General features: G+C 48.3%; 18 protein-coding genes. 10 read left to right on the plus strand and 8 right to left on the minus strand.

All coding sequences use genetic code 11. The annotated features are described in order from the left end of the window. Window positions 1-117 precede the first annotated feature (117 nt). Both bcp and RWM02_RS08470 read right to left on the minus strand, forming a co-directional pair. A complete protein-coding gene (gene bcp, locus RWM02_RS08465) occupies window positions 118-615 on the minus strand; it encodes a thioredoxin-dependent thiol peroxidase (protein WP_314071159.1) in 498 nt (165 codons plus the stop codon). Further along, window positions 612-815 carry a tautomerase family protein gene (locus RWM02_RS08470; RefSeq protein ID WP_002949321.1) on the minus strand — a complete coding sequence of 68 codons (204 nt, stop codon included), beginning with the start codon at window positions 813-815 and terminating at the stop codon, window positions 612-614. Before RWM02_RS08470 ends, bcp begins: the two co-directional genes overlap by 4 nt. 201 nt (window positions 816-1,016) lie before the next feature. Between RWM02_RS08470 and RWM02_RS08475 the strand changes: the two genes are divergently transcribed. From RWM02_RS08475 to RWM02_RS08485, 3 genes are all read left to right on the plus strand, one after another. Then, window positions 1,017-2,789, plus strand: coding sequence for an aryl-sulfate sulfotransferase (locus RWM02_RS08475; protein ID WP_314071161.1), 1,773 nt, complete (start codon window positions 1,017-1,019; stop codon window positions 2,787-2,789). 251 nt (window positions 2,790-3,040) lie between these two features. Beyond that, on the plus strand, window positions 3,041-3,694 hold the full coding sequence (locus RWM02_RS08480; RefSeq protein WP_314071163.1) for a thiol:disulfide interchange protein DsbA/DsbL: 654 nt from the start codon (window positions 3,041-3,043) through the stop codon (window positions 3,692-3,694). Then, on the plus strand, window positions 3,694-4,215 hold the full coding sequence (locus RWM02_RS08485) for a disulfide oxidoreductase (protein WP_314071165.1): 522 nt from the start codon (window positions 3,694-3,696) through the stop codon (window positions 4,213-4,215). The genes RWM02_RS08480 and RWM02_RS08485 overlap by 1 nt, the downstream gene beginning before the upstream one ends. A gap of 381 nt (window positions 4,216-4,596) precedes the next feature. Here RWM02_RS08485 and RWM02_RS08490 read toward each other — a convergent pair whose 3' ends face one another. From RWM02_RS08490 to RWM02_RS08505, 4 genes are read right to left on the minus strand one after another with little or no spacing between them, the layout of a single operon-like run. Beyond that, complete coding sequence (locus RWM02_RS08490) at window positions 4,597-5,277, minus strand: response regulator transcription factor (protein ID WP_314071166.1); 681 nt, start codon at window positions 5,275-5,277, stop codon at window positions 4,597-4,599. Between the two features lies 1 nt (window position 5,278). Further along, window positions 5,279-6,928, minus strand: coding sequence for a sensor histidine kinase (locus RWM02_RS08495; protein ID WP_314071168.1), 1,650 nt, complete (start codon window positions 6,926-6,928; stop codon window positions 5,279-5,281). Window positions 6,929-6,967: 39 nt separating this feature from the next. After that, on the minus strand, window positions 6,968-7,591 hold the full coding sequence (dsbI, locus tag RWM02_RS08500; RefSeq protein ID WP_314071169.1) for a protein-disulfide oxidoreductase DsbI: 624 nt from the start codon (window positions 7,589-7,591) through the stop codon (window positions 6,968-6,970). 9 nt (window positions 7,592-7,600) lie between these two features. Beyond that, window positions 7,601-8,257, minus strand: coding sequence for a thiol:disulfide interchange protein DsbA/DsbL (locus tag RWM02_RS08505; RefSeq protein ID WP_314071170.1), 657 nt, complete (start codon window positions 8,255-8,257; stop codon window positions 7,601-7,603). Between the two features lie 241 nt (window positions 8,258-8,498). Between RWM02_RS08505 and RWM02_RS08510 the strand changes: the two genes are divergently transcribed. From RWM02_RS08510 to RWM02_RS08540, 7 genes are all read left to right on the plus strand, one after another. Further along, window positions 8,499-10,346 (plus strand): aryl-sulfate sulfotransferase, encoded by a 1,848-nt coding sequence (locus RWM02_RS08510; protein ID WP_314071172.1) that lies wholly within the window; start codon window positions 8,499-8,501, stop codon window positions 10,344-10,346. A gap of 394 nt (window positions 10,347-10,740) precedes the next feature. Next, window positions 10,741-11,580 carry a DUF3737 family protein gene (locus tag RWM02_RS08515; protein ID WP_314071175.1) on the plus strand — a complete coding sequence of 280 codons (840 nt, stop codon included), beginning with the start codon at window positions 10,741-10,743 and terminating at the stop codon, window positions 11,578-11,580. Window positions 11,581-11,759: 179 nt separating this feature from the next. Then, window positions 11,760-12,674 (plus strand): branched-chain-amino-acid transaminase, encoded by a 915-nt coding sequence (ilvE, locus tag RWM02_RS08520; RefSeq protein WP_314071179.1) that lies wholly within the window; start codon window positions 11,760-11,762, stop codon window positions 12,672-12,674. 8 nt (window positions 12,675-12,682) lie between these two features. Further along, window positions 12,683-13,789 carry an SPFH domain-containing protein gene (locus tag RWM02_RS08525; RefSeq protein ID WP_314071182.1) on the plus strand — a complete coding sequence of 369 codons (1,107 nt, stop codon included), beginning with the start codon at window positions 12,683-12,685 and terminating at the stop codon, window positions 13,787-13,789. A 339-nt stretch (window positions 13,790-14,128) separates the two neighbouring features. Further along, window positions 14,129-15,007, plus strand: coding sequence for a bifunctional phosphoribosyl-AMP cyclohydrolase/phosphoribosyl-ATP diphosphatase HisIE (gene hisIE / locus RWM02_RS08530; protein WP_314071184.1), 879 nt, complete (start codon window positions 14,129-14,131; stop codon window positions 15,005-15,007). A gap of 79 nt (window positions 15,008-15,086) precedes the next feature. After that, window positions 15,087-15,614 (plus strand): DUF2393 family protein, encoded by a 528-nt coding sequence (locus RWM02_RS08535; RefSeq protein WP_314071187.1) that lies wholly within the window; start codon window positions 15,087-15,089, stop codon window positions 15,612-15,614. Then, the gene (locus RWM02_RS08540; RefSeq protein ID WP_314071190.1) at window positions 15,614-16,147 is read left to right on the plus strand and encodes a DUF2393 family protein; all 534 of its coding nucleotides are present in this window, start codon (window positions 15,614-15,616) and stop codon (window positions 16,145-16,147) included. The genes RWM02_RS08535 and RWM02_RS08540 overlap by 1 nt, the downstream gene beginning before the upstream one ends. Before the next feature lie 367 nt (window positions 16,148-16,514). Here RWM02_RS08540 and RWM02_RS08545 read toward each other — a convergent pair whose 3' ends face one another. Next, window positions 16,515-16,754 (minus strand): hypothetical protein, encoded by a 240-nt coding sequence (locus RWM02_RS08545; RefSeq protein WP_314071191.1) that lies wholly within the window; start codon window positions 16,752-16,754, stop codon window positions 16,515-16,517. 244 nt (window positions 16,755-16,998) lie between these two features. Further along, window positions 16,999-17,294 (minus strand): ATP-binding protein (locus tag RWM02_RS08550; RefSeq protein WP_314071192.1); only part of this gene is annotated, 296 nt, incomplete at its 5' end.

Below are 17,294 nucleotides of genomic sequence, written 5' to 3' on the forward strand. Positions count from 1 at the left end.
TCCCAAGACTAGACATATAGTCTGTCGCAGGGCGAAATTTACGTTCTGCTTACAGTTGCGAGTGCAGCGAAGCAAAAATCATTTAAAAGCGCTCGCGAGACAAGCCGCCAAGCAAATTTATTTAACTAGATCGGCCAAAACCTTTGCCGCATGCTCCTTTGCCTTCACGCTCTTATACACCTTCGCGACTTTGCCGTCCTTGCCGATCACAAAGGTCGAGCGCGCGATACCCAGATACTCTTTGCCGTAGTTTTTTTTCACCTGCCAGACGCCGTAGAGTTTGGCGACTTCGTGCGCGGGGTCGCTTAGCAGGATGTGTTTTAGGCTCTGTTTTTGCGCAAAGCCCGCGTGTGACTTGACGCTATCGGGGCTTACTCCCACGATCACGGTGTCTTTAGCAATAAAATCGTCGTAAAGCGCGCTAAATTCGCATGCTTCGGTCGTGCAGCCCGGAGTGTTGTCCTTTGGGTAAAAATACAGCACGACGTTTTTACCGACGAAGTCTTTTAGGCTGACGCTTACGCCGTCGGCGTTTTCTAGGCTAAACTCGGGCGCCGTATCGCCCGCTACTAGCGTGATGTTTCGTTCCAAATCCTCTTTAGAAAATTCGCTCATTTTTGCTCCTTTCTAATCTCCTCAAGCGTCTTGCCGCCCGAGCCTATCGAGCTTGCGTCGTATGTCTCGATATAGATTTGCACTCGCTCGCGATTTTTGCCCAGCACGCGCACCATGGTGTCGGTCATCTCCTCGACCAGCTTTTGCTTTTGCTCTTTTGTCGGCTCCGGGCCTGCCATTTTTACGTTTATGAAAGGCATTTTTTCTCCTTAAATTTGATAAATTCGGGCTAATTATATCAAAATTTGACCCGTTATCCGGCTCGACCTCATTCTAAAATTTAAGCCTTCATATTAAAATATAGCTTTAAATTTGATATTTAAGTAAAATTTAAAGCTAGTATGATTATTATGTGATTTGGTAGTAGTAAAATTAGATAAATTTACCCAAAAGGAGCGAATATGCGTAAGAATTTTTTCGGTTCTATCGTTTTGGCTGCGGCCTTGGCAAGCGGCGCGTTTATAGCGGTGCCGCAGACGGCGAGTGCGGGCGTTTTGGCGCATCAGGTAAAAACCCAAGGCGAGCTTGGCTCGGTGTTTATCAACCCATACGACGTGGCGCCTCTAACGGCCGTCATCGATAGGGCGGGCAAGGACATCAAGGATATCCGCGTGCGGGTTCTGGGCAAACCTAACGGCGGTATCGACATCGCCTATAACGTCTCCGAGCATGCGCTACTGACGCACGACGGCGTGCCGATCTGGGGGCTGTATCCGGACTATCTAAACGAGGTCGAAGTAAGCTACGTTTTTAACGGCGAAAAGAAGGTCGAAAAGTATAAAATTTACGCTCAGCCGATCGTGACGTATAGCCGCGATTATAGATTTAGCCACATGCAAAAGATGAAGGTCAAAAAGGTCGATCCTGCGTTTAAAAACAGGCTCTATCTCATCAACAACACCATCACGAGCGTTTATAAGCCGCTTGATTGGAAAAACGGCGGTGCTGCTAGCTGGAATGATTTCACCGAAAATTTCGTCGTCGATACGCAGGGCGAGGTCAGGTGGTATCTGGATTATCAGAAATTTTACGACCGCAGCGAGCGCAGAGTAATGGACGGCGGTATGATGATGGGCTTTCATCAGCTGCCAAACGGCGATCTTAGCTGGGGCATGGCGCAGCGATATATGCGCTACGATATGATGGGCAAGGAGGTGTATAATCGCGAGCTGCCGCGCGGCTACATCGACCTTAGCCACGAAGTAATGCCGCTAAAGAATGATCACTTGCTGCTTCGCGTCGGTAAATATAACTACCACCACGCAGACGGCAGGCTCTCGCACACGATCAGAGATCACATCATCGAAGTAGACGGCAGCGGCAAGGTCGTGGACGAGTGGGATCTGAATGAAATTTTCGGCAAAAACGTCTACCGCAGCAACCTCATCAAAGCTCTTGACGCTCGCGCCGTATGCCTAAATATCGACATGGACGCTAAAGAGATCAAGATCAGCGACGATCTGCCTTTTGGCGACGTGACCTCGACCGGCACGGGACGCAACTGGGCGCACGTAAACTCGATCTCGCACGATCCTAGCGACGACGGCATCATCCTCTCGCTTCGCCACCAAGGCATCGTTAAGATCGGTCGCGACAAAAAGGTAAAATGGATCCTAGCGTCTCCTGAGGGCTGGAGCGCGGACTTTAAAGAAAAAGTGCTCGTTCCGGTCGATAAAAACAGCAACAAAATCAAATGCGAAAACTCAAAATGCGAGGGCGACTTCGACTGGTCGTGGACGCAGCACACCGCGTGGCTCACTCCGCGCTATGATAACAAGGGCCCAATCAAGCACATCAGCGTATTTGACAACGGCGACGGCCGCGGCATGGAGCAGCCTGCGCTAAAAGAGCAAAAATACTCACGCGCGGTCGAGTACAAGATCGATGAGAAAAAGGGCACCGTCGAGCAGACGTGGGAGTTTGGCAAGGAGCGCGGATTTGACTTCTATAGCGCGGTTACTAGCGTCGTGGAGTGGCAAAAGGATAAAAGCACGTATTTTATGTCAAGCTCGAACGTCTATCTGCTAAAGCCCGATAAGACGATCAAAATGGTGCTCGTGGAGATCGATCCGAAAACAAATGACATCAAATTTGAGATGGACGTGGAGTCCGCGTCTAGAGACGACGTAGCCTACCGCGCGATGGTGATCGATCCGAATATATTTGAGTATTAAATTTGACCTTTCCGGTTTAGTTTTTCTAGCCGCCGCCAAAATCGGGCGCGCGGCTGGATTTAGAATTTCGCGGCGAGTTAAATTTGAAAAGAAATTTTACTCGCCGCTTTATTTAAATTTAACTCGCTTGCCGAAATTTTATCCGCGACGCCGGCAAATTTAACCCGTCAAATTTGTCGAGTTTGGCCCGCTTAATCTCAAATTTACCCTTTATTTTATACAATTTTTAAAATTTAATCCAAAGGATTTCTATGAAAATAATCTCTAAATTTACGCGAATTTTAGCCGTCTTTTGCCTGCTCGGCTCTATGGCAAACGCGCTAGAGGAGGGCAAGGAGTATCAGATACTACAAAAACCTCTAGATGTGCCTAAAAATAGCGTAGTAAAGGTCTTTAGCTACGAGTGCGTCCACTGCTACAAATTTGACCGAACCGTCACGCCGAAGCTATTTAGCGAGCTAGACGGAGTCAAATTTATCCCGTACCACCTAAAAACAAAGGGCAAACTGGGCGAAACGGCGAGCAAAATTTTTGCCGCGATGATCGTTTTAGACGAGGCTAGCGATGTTAGTTTGCTTAGCGATAAGTCCAAATTTAAAAAGGCTAAATTTGCGATCTACAAGGCCACTCACGATAAGGATGACGATTTTAACGGCGGCAAAGATAAGGCTAGGTTTATCAAAGAGGCTCTTAGCGCGGCGGGCGTGAGCGACGCGGACTACGACAAGGCGCTAGCCAGCGAGCGCGCTCAAGAGATCCTAAAAACATGGGACGATAGCTACGACGTGGCTAAGATCCAGGGCGTGCCTGCATACGTGGTCGGCGGTAAGTACCTGATCAACGTGAAGGCGATCGGCTCGGTAGACGCGATGGCGGCGGCAGTCAAGGAGCTGCTAGCAAAATAATGGACTACAATATCGAAAACAAGGGCTTTGTCTGCTTTGTGTACAACTTGCAGCGAAGGCGGGCGTTTTGGGCGGCGTTGCTCGCGGTTTTGGCGGTCAAATTTATACTGTGCGAGCTATTTTTAGGCGGCGCGGTAGCCGACGCGCTCGTAGTAAAGCTACGCTTTGCGACGCTGTTTGCGGCGTTTGGCGTGTGCGTGGCGATGTGCGCGCCTAAGGTATTTGGCGTCAAGCTCGCGGGATTTTTCTTGATTTTTTTGGGCGTGATATTCGGACTTGATTACTCTACGAGCGATTTTAGCGGCGTTAGCGAGATTGGCTTTCCTTTTGCGCTACCGCTAAACGAAATTTGCCCGAGCCTTTTTGCGCCCGATTTTAGTGCGGCAAACGAGGCGGGGTTTATCAAAATTTACGCGTGGGCGAATTTTGCGTTTTTTGCGGTGTTTGGGGCGTTTTGTCTGGTTATGATTTTGAGCTGGTTTGTGTATAATGCGCGCAGTAGCGAAATCAATAAAATTTAGGTTTTGGATTCCCAGCGCTTGACGGATTTCAAAAGTAGTTTTTGATTAAGGCGCTCGGTCACATACTATATGTATGCTCCCGTCACGCCTAATCAAAAACTATTTAAACTACGCCTACCGACGTCTGGAATATTTATCTCACAGCTTACTAAATTTACAAATTTAAAAACTCAAATTTGACATTTTCAAGATGCGGGTCTAGGTGGCTCAAATTTGTAAATTTGACCCAAAATTTGACTGCATAAAATCAAGGCGAAGCATTTTTGTCATAGACGAGGCGGATGAGCAAGGGCAAAGGAGCGTATAATATAAATACGTGACTGCAGCCCGTAGCGAAATCCAACGAAGTATAGGGCAAAAAGACAAGCCGCAAAATTTAGACTATTCGCCGCTTAGCAGTATATACCCGCTCTCGCTGATATTTTTAAATTTAACCCCCAGCTCCCGCTTCAGCCTCAGCACGACGTTTTGTATCGCGCCCTTGCTCGTTTGCTCGCCCTCGTAGACGAACTCCTCGATCATCTCGTAGCTTACGAGCTTGTTTAGATTGTACGCAAAGAGCCAAAAGAGCTTGTTTTGCAAAAATGATAGATAAATCTCCTCGCCGTTTTTGTAGATCTTTTCTTTTGCGAGATTTATGCTCGTTTGCGGGCCCAGGCGCACGAGCTTTTCGCCCTTTTCGTAGGTTAGAGCTACGAGCAGGCGGCAGAGCGCGGCGATATCGACGGGCTTTTTTAGAAACGACGCCGCGCCGTGCTCTATGCTTTTGATGAGGTTGTCGTCGGTGTCGTAGGAGGTGAAGACGATAAATTTTTGCGCGGGTTTGATACGCAGTATCTCTTTTATCATCTCGAAGCCGTTCATCGCGGGCATGTGGATATCGGTGATGACGACGGCGGGGGCTAGCTTTTTAAAGCGCTCCAGCCCCTCCAGTCCGTCGCCCGCGCCCCAGACGCTTAGGCAGTAGGGTTTTAGCCCGCCTATTAGTAGCTCCCTTGCGATCTCGTCGTCCTCGACGATAAGGACGGTTAGGTCTTTAAGCAGCTTTAAGTGCTCTTGCATCTCACTCCTTTAAATTTATCTCAAAGCTCAGCTCAAACGTCGTCGGATCACCCGCGCTTAGCAGCCTAATGTCGCCCGCGAGTTTTTCGTTTGCTAGCTTTTTGCCGAAATACAGCCCGATACCGCTTCCTTGCTTTTTGGTAGTTTTTGGCTGGGTTAAAATTTTATCTCGAGCCGCCTTGCTCACGCCGCTACCGTAGTCCGTGACGGCTATCTTGCACGTACCGTTTTCAAATTTGACTTCCAAAAAAACCTGCCGCTTGGCGATCTGCTCTTTGTATCGCTCCACAACCGCGTCCTTGGCATTGTGTATGAGGATGAGCAAAATTTGCTGCACGATGCCCATGCGCTGCGTGGCCTCTTCGTCTTTAAACTCGCGCAGGCTTACCGAGACATTTGCCTTGCTAAGCTCGGTGTGCATGAGCTTTAGCAGGTCTTTTATGCAGCGCTCTACGCTAAATTTTTGCGGAGCGTCGCTCGTTTTGTAAAAATTTCTAAAAATCTCGATCGTATCGCTTAAAAGCACGGTCGCGGCCTGCCCCTTTTGCAGCATATGCTCTAGCGTGGCGGCGTCTAGTTTGCCGTCTTTTTGCAGCATGAGTAGGCTTGAGATCATCAAATTTAGCGAATTAACCGGCTGGATAAACTGATGATTTATGCCGCTGATTAGCTCGCCCGCCTCGCTCATGCGGGCTTTGTGCTTGAGCAGAGCCTCGTAGTCGTCTTGCAGGTTTTTGATTTTTGAGTACATAAAGTTATGGAGGAAATTTGCTACCAGCGCCAAAGCCGCGAACGCAAAAAGCAGGATGAGGGCGTTTTTTAGCACGGAGTTAAGCAGCGCGGCAAGCTCCTTTTCGTTATCCGTGCCTGCGCCGATGAACCAGTTTAGCGTGGGGATCTCGGCGACGGAGATGAAATTTGATCCGATTTTTATGCTCGTGATATCTTCGCCCCGCAGGAAAAGCTCTTTAAATTTATCCTCGATCTGCTTTTTTAGCGCTGCGTCCTTCATCGGGGTTAAAATTTCGCCGCCGTGCGTGACGATGAAGGCGTAGGAGTCCGGCGCGAGCTTAAATTTTTCCATATTTTTTAGTATATTTCGCAGCTTCACCACGCCGCAAAACACCCCCGCAAACGAGCCGCCGTCCAGCACGGGCACGCATAAATTTAGTGTCGGCTCGCCCAAGGTTTTATGGCGCTGCATAAAATTTACCGTGGGCGCGAGCGTGCTTTTAGTCTCCTCAAACCATACAAGCCCCGTGCGAAGGCTCTTTGGCATCGCTTCATCGTCGCCTAGCTCCTTGCCGTCTACGAAGATCTCCCCGTCCTCGCGCAAAAACTGTAAGGCGTCGAATTCTGCGGAGTTTTCTTTAAAAAGCCGTATGAAGCCGCCGAGCTTTTTGCTATCTTGCGAGATGCCCGCGTTTTCTATAAATTTAGCCGCGCGCACCAGCGAGCGCAGCCGCTCGTCTAGCCAAAACGAGAAATTCCCGACCATATTTTCGCTAGCGGCGATCTTGTTTTTATCCGCTAGCGCCACGATCTGCGCCTTGGCGTCCTCGTAGTTTTTCACGCCCAAAAGCACCACGAAAAGGCTTGCGAAAATGATGATGAAGTAGATTTTAAAATTATGCTCGCGTAAGGCTTTCATGCGGCGAGTATAGCAAAATCGGTCTAAATTTAGACCGATTTAAGCTTTTGCGAGGGTTAAAATTTTGCAAATAAACATCGCGGCAAGCACGACGAAGCAGACGCCAAAGCCGATCAGAGTGCAGTCTGCCATCGACATAAATTTGCTTGATGGGATCAGGTACCAGCCGTCCTGATACAGATCCACGAGATACTTTTGCACACCGCTTAGCGTGACGCCGTCTGGAACCAGCGGGCTATCGTAGCCGCAATCTCCCGTCGGCAAAAACCAATCGGGCGCCCACCGCTCAAGCGGCAGGCCGAACGGATAGTGCGGCTCGGTCGAGCAGCCCTGCACGCCGAATGGATCGTCTCCGTGCACGGCGTCGTGGATCTTGGCGAGCTTTACGCTATACATTATGCCCTGGATCGCGCCCCAAAAGGCTAGCAGGTAGCCAAGCGCGGCCAGGAGCAAATTTTTGGGATTTATGATCGCGACTAGCCCTCCTAGCGCCATGCACAAAAATGCAAAGCGGATATAGACGCACTGCTCGCAAGGCGGCATATAGACGTATTTTTGAAACAGCGAGTGCGCGAGGATAACAAGCCCGGCGCTTACCGCTACGAGGATCGCCCACGACAGACGGCTGTCTGCGAATTTCGCTATTTTTTCCGCAAATTTCATGCCCGCGCCCTATTTTTTGAGCAGCTCTTCAATTAGCTGCGTCATACCGTCTAGGGAGGTGATGGACTTCGTCATGATGAGGTATTTGCCGTTTACGACGAACGCCGGCACGCCCTGGATCTTGGCTACGTCGTAGCTCTCGTCCCATTTTTTAAGTAGTTCGGCGACTTTTGGATCCTCCAGCTTTTTTTGATAGTCCGCTTCGCTGATACCGGCCGCATCAAGCCCCGTCTTTAAAAACGCAGCCCCGTCCTTGCCGTCGCTCCAGCGCTGTCTTTGATCGTGGTAGGCTTTGTAGTAGGCAAATTTCGCCTTTTTAAACAGCGAATTCTCATCCAGCAGGCTTACGCCCTTTTCCTCGTCCATCACGGCTAAGACGGCAAAAATTTTACTCGCTGCCTCGCCGTATTCGCCCTTGGTTTTTAGATGAAACGGCACGTATTTTAGCCCCGCGACCTTTTCTACGACCTTTGGCGTTACGGTTTTGTCGTATTTGTAGCAAAACGGGCATGCGTAGCTAAAGACCTTAACTAGCGTGTTTTGCTCTACGGATAGCGGTTTTTCGAGCTTGACGTAGTCCTCGCCCTCGGTAAATGCGGACGCGCTAAGGGCGCCAAAAATCGCTACGGCTAAAAAGCCTTTTGTAAATTTAGAAAGTAGGTTCATGGAGTGCTCCTTAAAATGATTTCGTTTGAGTTAATTTTATATCCTCTCGCCGCCGCAAAACTCACGCTAAGATAAATTTTAGATTAAATTCGTAAAATTTGGGCTAAATTTTAGCGGAAAATATAAAAATTTGAATTATTTTTTGGATTTAAGTTATTTATAATAATAGCGTGATTTTCACGTTAGAAATATTCACTAAAATTACGGCAATGAAACGATTTATCATTATAAAGGAGAAAAGATGAAAAGAACTCTCTCGTCAGTCGCCCTAGCTGCGGCGTTACTCGGCGGTCTAAGTACGGCTGCGCTCGCTATCGGCGGACCTAGCGGCGCGCACATAGACTACGGCATCCCGGGCAAGATCGGCGAAGTGGTCGTAAACCCATACGACATCGCGCCTCTAACGGCGGTCATCAAAAACGGCGGCTACACGCTAGCAAACGCGAAAGTCACTATCGTGCCAAAACCGGACGGTCAGGTTATCAGCTATAAAGTCGCCGATAAACACCTTCGCACGCACGGCGGAATCCCTGTTTTTGGGCTATATCCGGACTACCAAAACACCGTGGAGGTCGAGTACGATAAAATTTATAAAGGCCAAACCGAGCACATAAAAGAAACCTATAAAATTTACGCTCCAGCGATTTATCTAGAGAGCTCTGGCATGCCTAACCAAAAGGGCGCGCTGTTTGATAAAATCGAAGTCGTAAAAGCTCCGAGCGCAAAATTTGCTAACCGCCTCTACTACGTAAATAACTTCGTAAATAAAACCGGCAAGGGCACCAAAGTCGTGTGGAACAACCCGGCTGGCGGCGCGATCGAGTGGAACTACAGCCCGAACAACTTCGTGCTAGACACCAAAGGCGAAGTGCGCTGGTATTTAGAACCTAGTAAAATTTACGACCTCAAACAGCCTTTTAGCGCGGGCGTCATGATGGGCTTTAAACAAAACGACGACGGCGCGATGACGTGGGGATACGGCCAAAGATACGCCAAATACGACATAATGGGACGAGAAATTTTCAACCGAGAGCTACCTGCGGGATACAACGACTTCTCGCACTCGCTAGACGTGGCGCAAAACGGGCACTATTTCCTCCGCGCGGCAAATGCCAACTATAAACGCGCCGACGGCAAAAACGTCCGCACGGTCCGCGACGTCATCGTCGAGGTTGATAGAGACGGCAACGTCGTGGATGATTTTAGGCTGTATGAAATTTTAGATCCATACCGCGACATCGTGCTAAAAACGCTTGATCAGGGCGCCGTGTGCCTAAACATCGACGCTAGCAAGGCGGGCCATACCGCGAGCACGGACGAGCTAGCTGCGATGGATACGAACGAAAAATGGGGCGACATCGTGGGTTCGGGCCCCGGACGCAACTGGGCGCACGTAAATAGCGTGGATTATGATCCAAGCGACGATAGTATCATCATCTCCAGCCGCCACCAAGACGCCGTCATCAAGATCGGCCGCGACAAAAAGATCAAATGGATAATGGGCGCGCACAAAGGCTGGAAGGATCAGTTTAAGGGCTACTTGCTCCAGCCTGTAGATAAAGACGGCAAAAAAATCGTCTGCGAGGACGAATATTCAAAATGCCCGGGATATGAGAGCGAGAAGGGCGGATTTGACTGGCAGTGGACGCAGCATACCGCATTTCGCATCGATAGCAAGTCTAAAAAGGGCGTCGTCTATCTTACCGTCTTTGATAACGGCGACACACGCGGCATGGAACAGCCTGCGATGGCGGGTATGAAATACTCCCGCGCGGTCGTTTATAAAATCGACGAAAAAGCTAAAACCGTCGAGCAGGTCTGGGAATACGGCAAACAGCGCGGTAGCGAGTGGTACAGCTCGGTCACTTCGCTAGCGCAGTATCAAGACGACCTTGATAGCGTGATGGTTTACTCAGCGGTCGCGGGCATGCAGTTTGACATCGCCAAGGGTCGCCCGGTAGGCGTACCTAGCCCTCACATCAACGAGTTTGAATGGGGCGCTAAAGAGCCGTCAATCGAAATCAAAATGACCAACGCGATGGGCTATCAGGCGTTTCCGTTTAGCCTAGAAAAGGCGTTTGAGAAGTAAAATTTAGCGGCTCCCGGCCGGTGCGCTTCGGGGCCGCTTTTTGGTAAGTTTGGATTTTGCGCTTGCGGCCGGGTTAAATTTGCCCGCTCAAATTTGACGGGTCGCAGGCTTTAAATTTAGATCAAATTTGATCTTGTAAGAGGTAAAATTTAGGCTCGCGTTTCCATCCTTTGCGCTAGTCTAAATCTTACCTTTTCCTGCCAAGCGTTTGGGAAAATAGGACTCCGAAAGACAATAGCAATGCCTGAACGCTTGGATTTTAGTAAAACGCCGCCTAGATTTTTCTACTGCTTAAATTTACTAGTTTGCTTCATAAATTTCGCTCCAATTTTTCAAATTTACATCCTTGTTGCCGTAAAACCGATATAATCAACAAAAACGACGGAGGCGAAAAATGCAAAAATTTGTCGAGCAAAAATTTATCGGCGAGCGAGCGATGTTTGGCGTAAAGGACGCTGAGTTTGAGCGGTGCGGGTTCGCAGCGGGAGAGTCGCCGCTAAAGCACGGGCAAAATTTGCGCCTAAAAAACTGCACTTTCGAGTGGAAATATCCGTTGTGGTACACCAAAAACGTTGCCGTGGAGGACGGATTTTTGATGCAGATGGCGCGCGCGGGCATCTGGTACGCGCGGGACGTGAGCTTTAAAGATACGCTAATCCAGGCGCCAAAATCCTTCCGCAGGTGCCAAAACGTGAGGCTAGAAAACGTAAATTTGACCCAGGCCGAGGAGACGCTGTGGAGCTGCGCGGACGTGGAAATAAAAAACGTCTGCGCGCGCGGGGATTATTTTGCGATGAACTGCGAAAACGTGCGCGTTTACGGGCTAAATTTGGACGGGAACTACGGCTTTGACGGCTGTAAGAACCTGCTCGTCGAGGATAGCAAACTGCTTAGCAAAGACGCTTTTTGGAACTGCGAGAACGTGACCGTGCGAAATAGCTTCATAAGCGGCGAATACCTTGCATGGAACAGCAAAAACGTGACCTTTGAAAACTGCGTGATAGAGAGCTTGCAGGGGCTTTGCTACGTGCAAAATCTCGTGCTGCGCGGCTGCCAAACGCTAGATACCACGCTAGCTTTTGAGTATTCAAGCGTGGACGTAGAAATTTTAGGCGGCATAGCTAGCGTGAAAAACCCGCTCTCAGGCGTAATAAGGGCAAGCGAGATAGGCGAAATAATAATGGACGAGGAGTGCGTGGATCCTGCCGCGACTAGGATTATTTTAGAAAAATAGCAGTTTTTGCCATATGCTTCGCCCCGTCGTTTTGTATTCAAATTTGACCCTAAGCGACTCAAAAAGTCTCACAAAAAGTGCGTAAATTTGACTGCAAGCAGAGCCAAATTTGGCGATGGGTATTAAATTTTAAAGATATTTTTGCTACACTCAGCAAATTTTATAAAAAAGGATACTAAATGAACCCTTCCGAATTTATCTGGATGGATGGAAAATTAGTCAAATGGGAGGACGCTAAAGTCCACGTCTTAACTCACTCGCTTCACTATGCAAACGCCGTATTTGAGGGTACAAGAGCGTATATGACGGATAAGGGCTTAGCGATATTTCGCCTTAGCGACCACACCGCGCGCCTACTAAAATCAGCTAAAATGACGATCCTAAACGTCAAATACACGCAAAAAGAGCTCGAAGACGCGCAGGTCGAGCTACTTCGCACAAATAAATTTAAATCAAACGTCTATCTGCGCCCGATCGTTTACCTAGGCTACGGCGTGATGGGTCTAGCTCACACTAAAGCCCCGGTAAATACCGCAATCGCTGCATGGGAGTGGGGTGCGTATCTAGGCGAAGAGGGCCTAAAAAAGGGCATCCGCGTGAAAATTTCGAGCTTTGCCAAACTAAACGTCGGCGGCCAAATGAGCCGCGCGAAATCAAGCTCGAACTACCTCTGCTCGCAAATGGCAAACTACGAGGCCAAAGAGGCGGGCTACGACGAGGCGCTGCTACTTGATAGCGAGGGCTACATCTCAGAGGGGCCGGGCGAGTGCTTTTTCATCGTAGAAAACGGCGCGCTAATCACTCCTCCAAACGACAGCAGCCTAGCTAGCATCACGCAAGACACCGTCATCAAAATCGCTCACGATCTAGGTATCGAAGTGCGCAGGGAGCGCATCACTCGCGACCGCGCATACACTGCGGACGAGGCGTTTTTCACGGGTACGGCGGCCGAGGTCACTCCGATAAGCAATATCGACAACCGCGTGATCGGCGCGGGCGAGCGCGGAGCGGTAACTAAACGCCTACAAGACGCGTATTTTGACGTAGTTTACGGACGCAATCCAAAATACGCCTCGATGCTAACTTACATTTAAGGAACGAAATGCCGGCAGATTTGAATGATTATTTTAATAAAAAACGCGGCTCTAGCGGCGGCGGAGACGATAACGGCGGCGAGAGCAAGGGCTCAAAAGTAAATTTTAAAACGCCTGATTTTAAAGGGTTCGGCAAAATTTCGGCCTTTGCCTACGTCATCATCGCGCTAGTGGCCGTGATTGCGCTCACGCAGCCTTTCGTTACGATAAACTCGGGCGAAGTGGGCATCAAGTCAAATTTGGGTAAATACGACCCGTCTCCGATGCAGCCGGGACTGCACTTCTTTATCCCGTTTTTACAAAAGGTCATCGTAGTCGATACACGCGTTCGCCTCATCAACTACACGTCTGGCGAAGATATGGGCGAGGCGGCGCAAAAGTACGGCGCACAGGCTCAAGCGGGCATCATCCGCAAAAACTCGATCTCCGTTTTGGACGCGAGAAACTTGCCTGTTAGCATCGACATCACCGTGCAGTACCGCCTAAATCCAGAAAATGCGCCTCAAACGATCGCGTCTTGGGGACTTAGTTGGGAAAACAAGATCGTTGATCCCGTTGTGCGCGACGTCGTACGCAGTATTGCCGGTAAATACACAGCAGAGGAGCTTCCGACGAAGCGAAACGACCTAGCGACGGCTATCGACGAGGGCATCCGCAAGGACATCGACGCACAGCCAAATAAACCAGTCGAACTACTAACCGTGCAGCTTCGCGAGATCATCCTGCCTGAAAAGGTAAAAGAGCAGATCGAGCGCGTACAAATCGCTAAGCAAGAGGCCGAGCGAACCAAATACGAAGTAGAGCGCGCAAATCAAGAGGCGCTCAAAAAAGCAGCCCTCGCAGAAGGTACGGCAAAAGCCGCTATCATCGAGGCTCAAGGTCGCGCGGACGCCGCTAAGATCGAAGCCGACGCACAGGCATACGCAAACAAAGAGGTCGCAAAAAGCCTCGATCACAATTTGCTAAATTTAAAGCAGATCGAGACGCAGGCTAAATTTAACGAGGCGTTGCGCGAAAATAAAGACGCGAAGATATTCTTAACGCCTGGCGGAGCGGTGCCTAATATCTGGGTGGACACGAAGGATAAAGAGAAGCAAAGCGCGATAACGCAATAACTTTTGTTTGGAGCGGCTCGCCTTTTTTGCGCTTTGTGGGCGAGCGCTTTTGCGGGGTCGGCTAAATTTAGCTTGGTGGGCTTTGTTTTGCTACCGCTTGCAACCGCAAGCAAAGTTAGGTCCGCCGCTAAATTTACCTAAGTAACTCCAAAATCATCCAAAAGCTGGCGTAGCGTTTTGCGAAGTAAATGTTTTTGCAAAACTTTGCATTTTTACGCTCAAATTTGAAGTCAAATTTAGGCTTTAAAATTTGCTAAATTTAAATGAGCGGCGCTATTTTTTATACCACTCGAAATTTACCCGCGCGTCAAGCCAAACCCGTAGCCGAAAGGAAATAAAATGAAAATAGATTGGGAAAAAGTGGGCGGCCTTTTGCCCGCCGTCGTACAAGAAAGCTCGAGCGGCGAGGTTTTGATGCTTGCTTATATGAACGAAGAGGCGCTAAATTTGAGCCTAAAAACGGGCTTTGCGCACTATTTTTCGCGCACGAAAAACCGCATCTGGAAAAAGGGCGAGGAGAGCGGAAATACGCAGGCTATAGACGAGATTTTCCTTGACTGCGACAACGACACGATCTTACTCAAAGTCGTTCAAAACGGCGGCGTGGCGTGTCACACCGGCGCAAAATCGTGCTTTTTTAGAAAGATTTCTGGAGACGGCGACGAGTCAAATTTGATCAGCGCCGACGGGCAAAATTTGACGCAAGAGCAAAATTTAAACCAAGCCAAAAAGCCGATCTACGGCATAATCGACGAGGTTTATCACGCGATATTAGACCGCAAGCTAAACGCCGATCCGCAGACCTCATACGTCGCTAGCCTGTTTAAAAAAGGCGAAAACGCGATCCTAAAAAAGGTCGGCGAGGAGGCCACGGAGCTAGTGATGGCGTGTAAGGACGCCTCGGCGCGCAAAAATGAAACTGCGCAGTTTAACTCTGCCGCAAACGGCGGTCAAATTTCGTCAAATTTAACCCAAAACGAAAATTTTGCTAAAATTTCAAATGAAAACGCCGCAAGCAAAAATGGCCAAACCGAGACGTCTCAAAATCTAAAGCCAAAAACGCCGACCGAGGAGATCATCTACGAGGCGGCGGATCTATGTTTTCACTCGTTAGTGGCGCTGGCGCTGCACGGCATTCACCCTGACCGCGTCAAGGCCGAGCTCGCGCGCCGTTTCGGGCTAAGCGGTATCGAGGAAAAAAACTCGCGAAAAGGCTAGGGCGGTCAAATTTGGCACGCTTTATGCAGGCGGACTTCAAATTTGGCTCGCCGCAAGGCAAACGAAGCAAAGAGGCAAGATGATAAACGAACTAAAACAAGGCTTAAATTTCTATCTGACGCACCTTAGCTGGGTGGATTTTGCCGCCTATATCTGGATGTTTTTGACCTTTTTAGCGCTCGTTTCGCTTTGCGTTTATATCGCGTCAAAGTCCTATCTTGCGGGCTTTGCGCTGATGATCGTCACTATCGCGGGACTTGGATGCGGGGCGTATTTTATGCCTAAGCTTTTAGACGAAAATCTGCGAACCCGCTCGCTCGAGCTAGTCTCTACCAAGCAACTTGAGTACTCAAACACGCTGCTTGTGGATCTGCGCCTAACAAATCTCTCGAAAAAGCCGTTTAACTACTGCAAAATCGGCCTTAGCTTTTATAAAAACTCGGGCAATGCGCTGCGCCGATACGCAAACGAGCTAAAGCCGTTTTTGAAGGAAAATATCGTGCTAAAAGATACGCTGGACGTAAATGCGACGCGCGAGATCACGCATGCGGTAAATAACTTTCGCGCGCAGGACTACAACGTCACGACAAGCTCGGAGTGTTTTTGATGGAAGGGTATTTTAACGTATTTCACTTCATCGCGCTTGCGGTTTTGGCGCTACTATCAATGCTTTTTGCGCTGATATCGCGCGGCGAAAAAAATCCGAAATTTTTTAAAATTTACGTCGCGATAAACGTCGTAGCGACGCTGATGCTCGGATATTTTTTCATGATGATCGTGGATAAATACACCAAAAAAGCCGTGCTTATGGAGTTTTCCGGACACCGCGTGCTAAGAAACGAAACCATCGTATTTAAGGGCTCGTTGCGAAATACGGGCGAGTTTAGCATCGCAAACTGCGATCTGACCGTGAAACTCATCAACAACCCCGTGAGTAAGGAGACGATCGCCGGCTCTATCTTTAAGCCTAGCGGATTGTCGTTATTTTCGCGCGGCGACGAGCGCTCAAACGTCGCGGAGATCACCGCTAGCGTCGCTAAAAATATCGCGCCTAAACAGATACGAAATTTTAGCGTTTCGATGCCATACCCGTCGTACTTCGCAAATACCCAAACGATAACGAAGCTGGAGTGCAGGTAGGCGCGGGTAAATTTGCCCGAATGCTCTATTTTTTATCAAAAAATATAAAATTTTTATGCCAGATTCGTCGATATTTTTACCTAGTTTTCTAAGGAAATAAGCTTTTAGTTCACTCCTTTGCGAGTCGGTTTTTGGCAGTATATTTATGAAATTTTGAGCAGATTTGCCGTAAAATACGACGTTTTCAAAGTGCCTGCGCTTTCCTTTTTTACCGAGAATTTGAAATAAAATTCTCGCCGTAAAATACGAAACAAAAACACATAAAAAAATAAATCCGAGCGCCGAAACAAACCTCGCCGTCCCTTCCACCAAAGCAGCCTAAAATCAAATAAACAAAGATCAGTGCCGCGCAAATCAGCGGCGTGCGCTAGAAATACTCGTATCTGCTGTCAGCAGTTCGTTTTATGTCTGAGATTTGGCCGATTTTTATGCTGCGTTTGAGTTTTGAGTTTATGAGATATTCGATTTTGTCATTCTTAAAGCGGATGAGTCTGTCATTAAACCAATACTCAAATACGATAGGCGAAATCAAAAGTGGGGTGCAAAAAAGAGCCTTTATGATTTTCTCTTCGCTAGTCGGGAAATAAATTAACATCAAAATTATCAACGGCACAGATGCCATGGAAGCTATGAAAGCAAATTCGGGATTGTAATCTTTGATAGCTAGCCGTAATCTCTCGCAAATTTTGTATTAAAATTTGGATAGTTTGAACTATCGTTATTTTTTATTTGCTAGCCTACCGTCAAATTTGCCCCTTTGAAATTCTAATTTATCATTGTCTGTTTTTGGAATTTTACTATTTTTTGTTGATTATGCAAATTTACAAATACTTTCCTAATTTATTTAGGAGTTAGACGAAACATACCATAAAAATATTTTCACCGTCTTCATGCTTGTATTTTAAGGTGTGGCCGTGTTTTTTAAAAATTTGATTTGCTATATAAAGCCCAAGGCCTAGTCCTGAATTTGACGTCTCCACCTTTCTGTTAAAAGCTCTTTCAAAATCAAGTCTTTCCGGTTCAAGCTCGTCTCCCGTGCTGCTTATACAGACGACGTTTTTATCTATATTTACAAGGACTTTGCCGCTAGAGTATTTTAAGGCGTTATCGATCAAATTTTTAACTCCGGTCGCATAAAGTTCAAAAT

The organism is Campylobacter showae, assembly GCF_963515975.1.
Classification (GTDB): domain Bacteria; phylum Campylobacterota; class Campylobacteria; order Campylobacterales; family Campylobacteraceae; genus Campylobacter_A; species Campylobacter_A showae_F.

Coding starts and splice junctions, on each gene's coding strand:
- RWM02_RS08535 (WP_314071187.1), top strand. CDS start 15,087: ATGATAAACGAACTAAAACAAGGCTTAAATTTCTATCTGACGCACCTT.
- RWM02_RS08475 (WP_314071161.1), top strand. CDS start 1,017: ATGCGTAAGAATTTTTTCGGTTCTATCGTTTTGGCTGCGGCCTTGGCA.
- RWM02_RS08510 (WP_314071172.1), top strand. CDS start 8,499: ATGAAAAGAACTCTCTCGTCAGTCGCCCTAGCTGCGGCGTTACTCGGC.
- RWM02_RS08515 (WP_314071175.1), top strand. CDS start 10,741: ATGCAAAAATTTGTCGAGCAAAAATTTATCGGCGAGCGAGCGATGTTT.
- RWM02_RS08540 (WP_314071190.1), top strand. CDS start 15,614: ATGGAAGGGTATTTTAACGTATTTCACTTCATCGCGCTTGCGGTTTTG.
- RWM02_RS08505 (WP_314071170.1), bottom strand. CDS start 8,257: ATGAACCTACTTTCTAAATTTACAAAAGGCTTTTTAGCCGTAGCGATT.
- bcp (WP_314071159.1), bottom strand. CDS start 615: ATGAGCGAATTTTCTAAAGAGGATTTGGAACGAAACATCACGCTAGTA.
- RWM02_RS08490 (WP_314071166.1), bottom strand. CDS start 5,277: ATGCAAGAGCACTTAAAGCTGCTTAAAGACCTAACCGTCCTTATCGTC.
- RWM02_RS08495 (WP_314071168.1), bottom strand. CDS start 6,928: ATGAAAGCCTTACGCGAGCATAATTTTAAAATCTACTTCATCATCATT.
- RWM02_RS08480 (WP_314071163.1), top strand. CDS start 3,041: ATGAAAATAATCTCTAAATTTACGCGAATTTTAGCCGTCTTTTGCCTG.
- RWM02_RS08485 (WP_314071165.1), top strand. CDS start 3,694: ATGGACTACAATATCGAAAACAAGGGCTTTGTCTGCTTTGTGTACAAC.
- hisIE (WP_314071184.1), top strand. CDS start 14,129: ATGAAAATAGATTGGGAAAAAGTGGGCGGCCTTTTGCCCGCCGTCGTA.
- dsbI (WP_314071169.1), bottom strand. CDS start 7,591: ATGAAATTTGCGGAAAAAATAGCGAAATTCGCAGACAGCCGTCTGTCG.
- ilvE (WP_314071179.1), top strand. CDS start 11,760: ATGAACCCTTCCGAATTTATCTGGATGGATGGAAAATTAGTCAAATGG.
- RWM02_RS08525 (WP_314071182.1), top strand. CDS start 12,683: ATGCCGGCAGATTTGAATGATTATTTTAATAAAAAACGCGGCTCTAGC.
- RWM02_RS08470 (WP_002949321.1), bottom strand. CDS start 815: ATGCCTTTCATAAACGTAAAAATGGCAGGCCCGGAGCCGACAAAAGAG.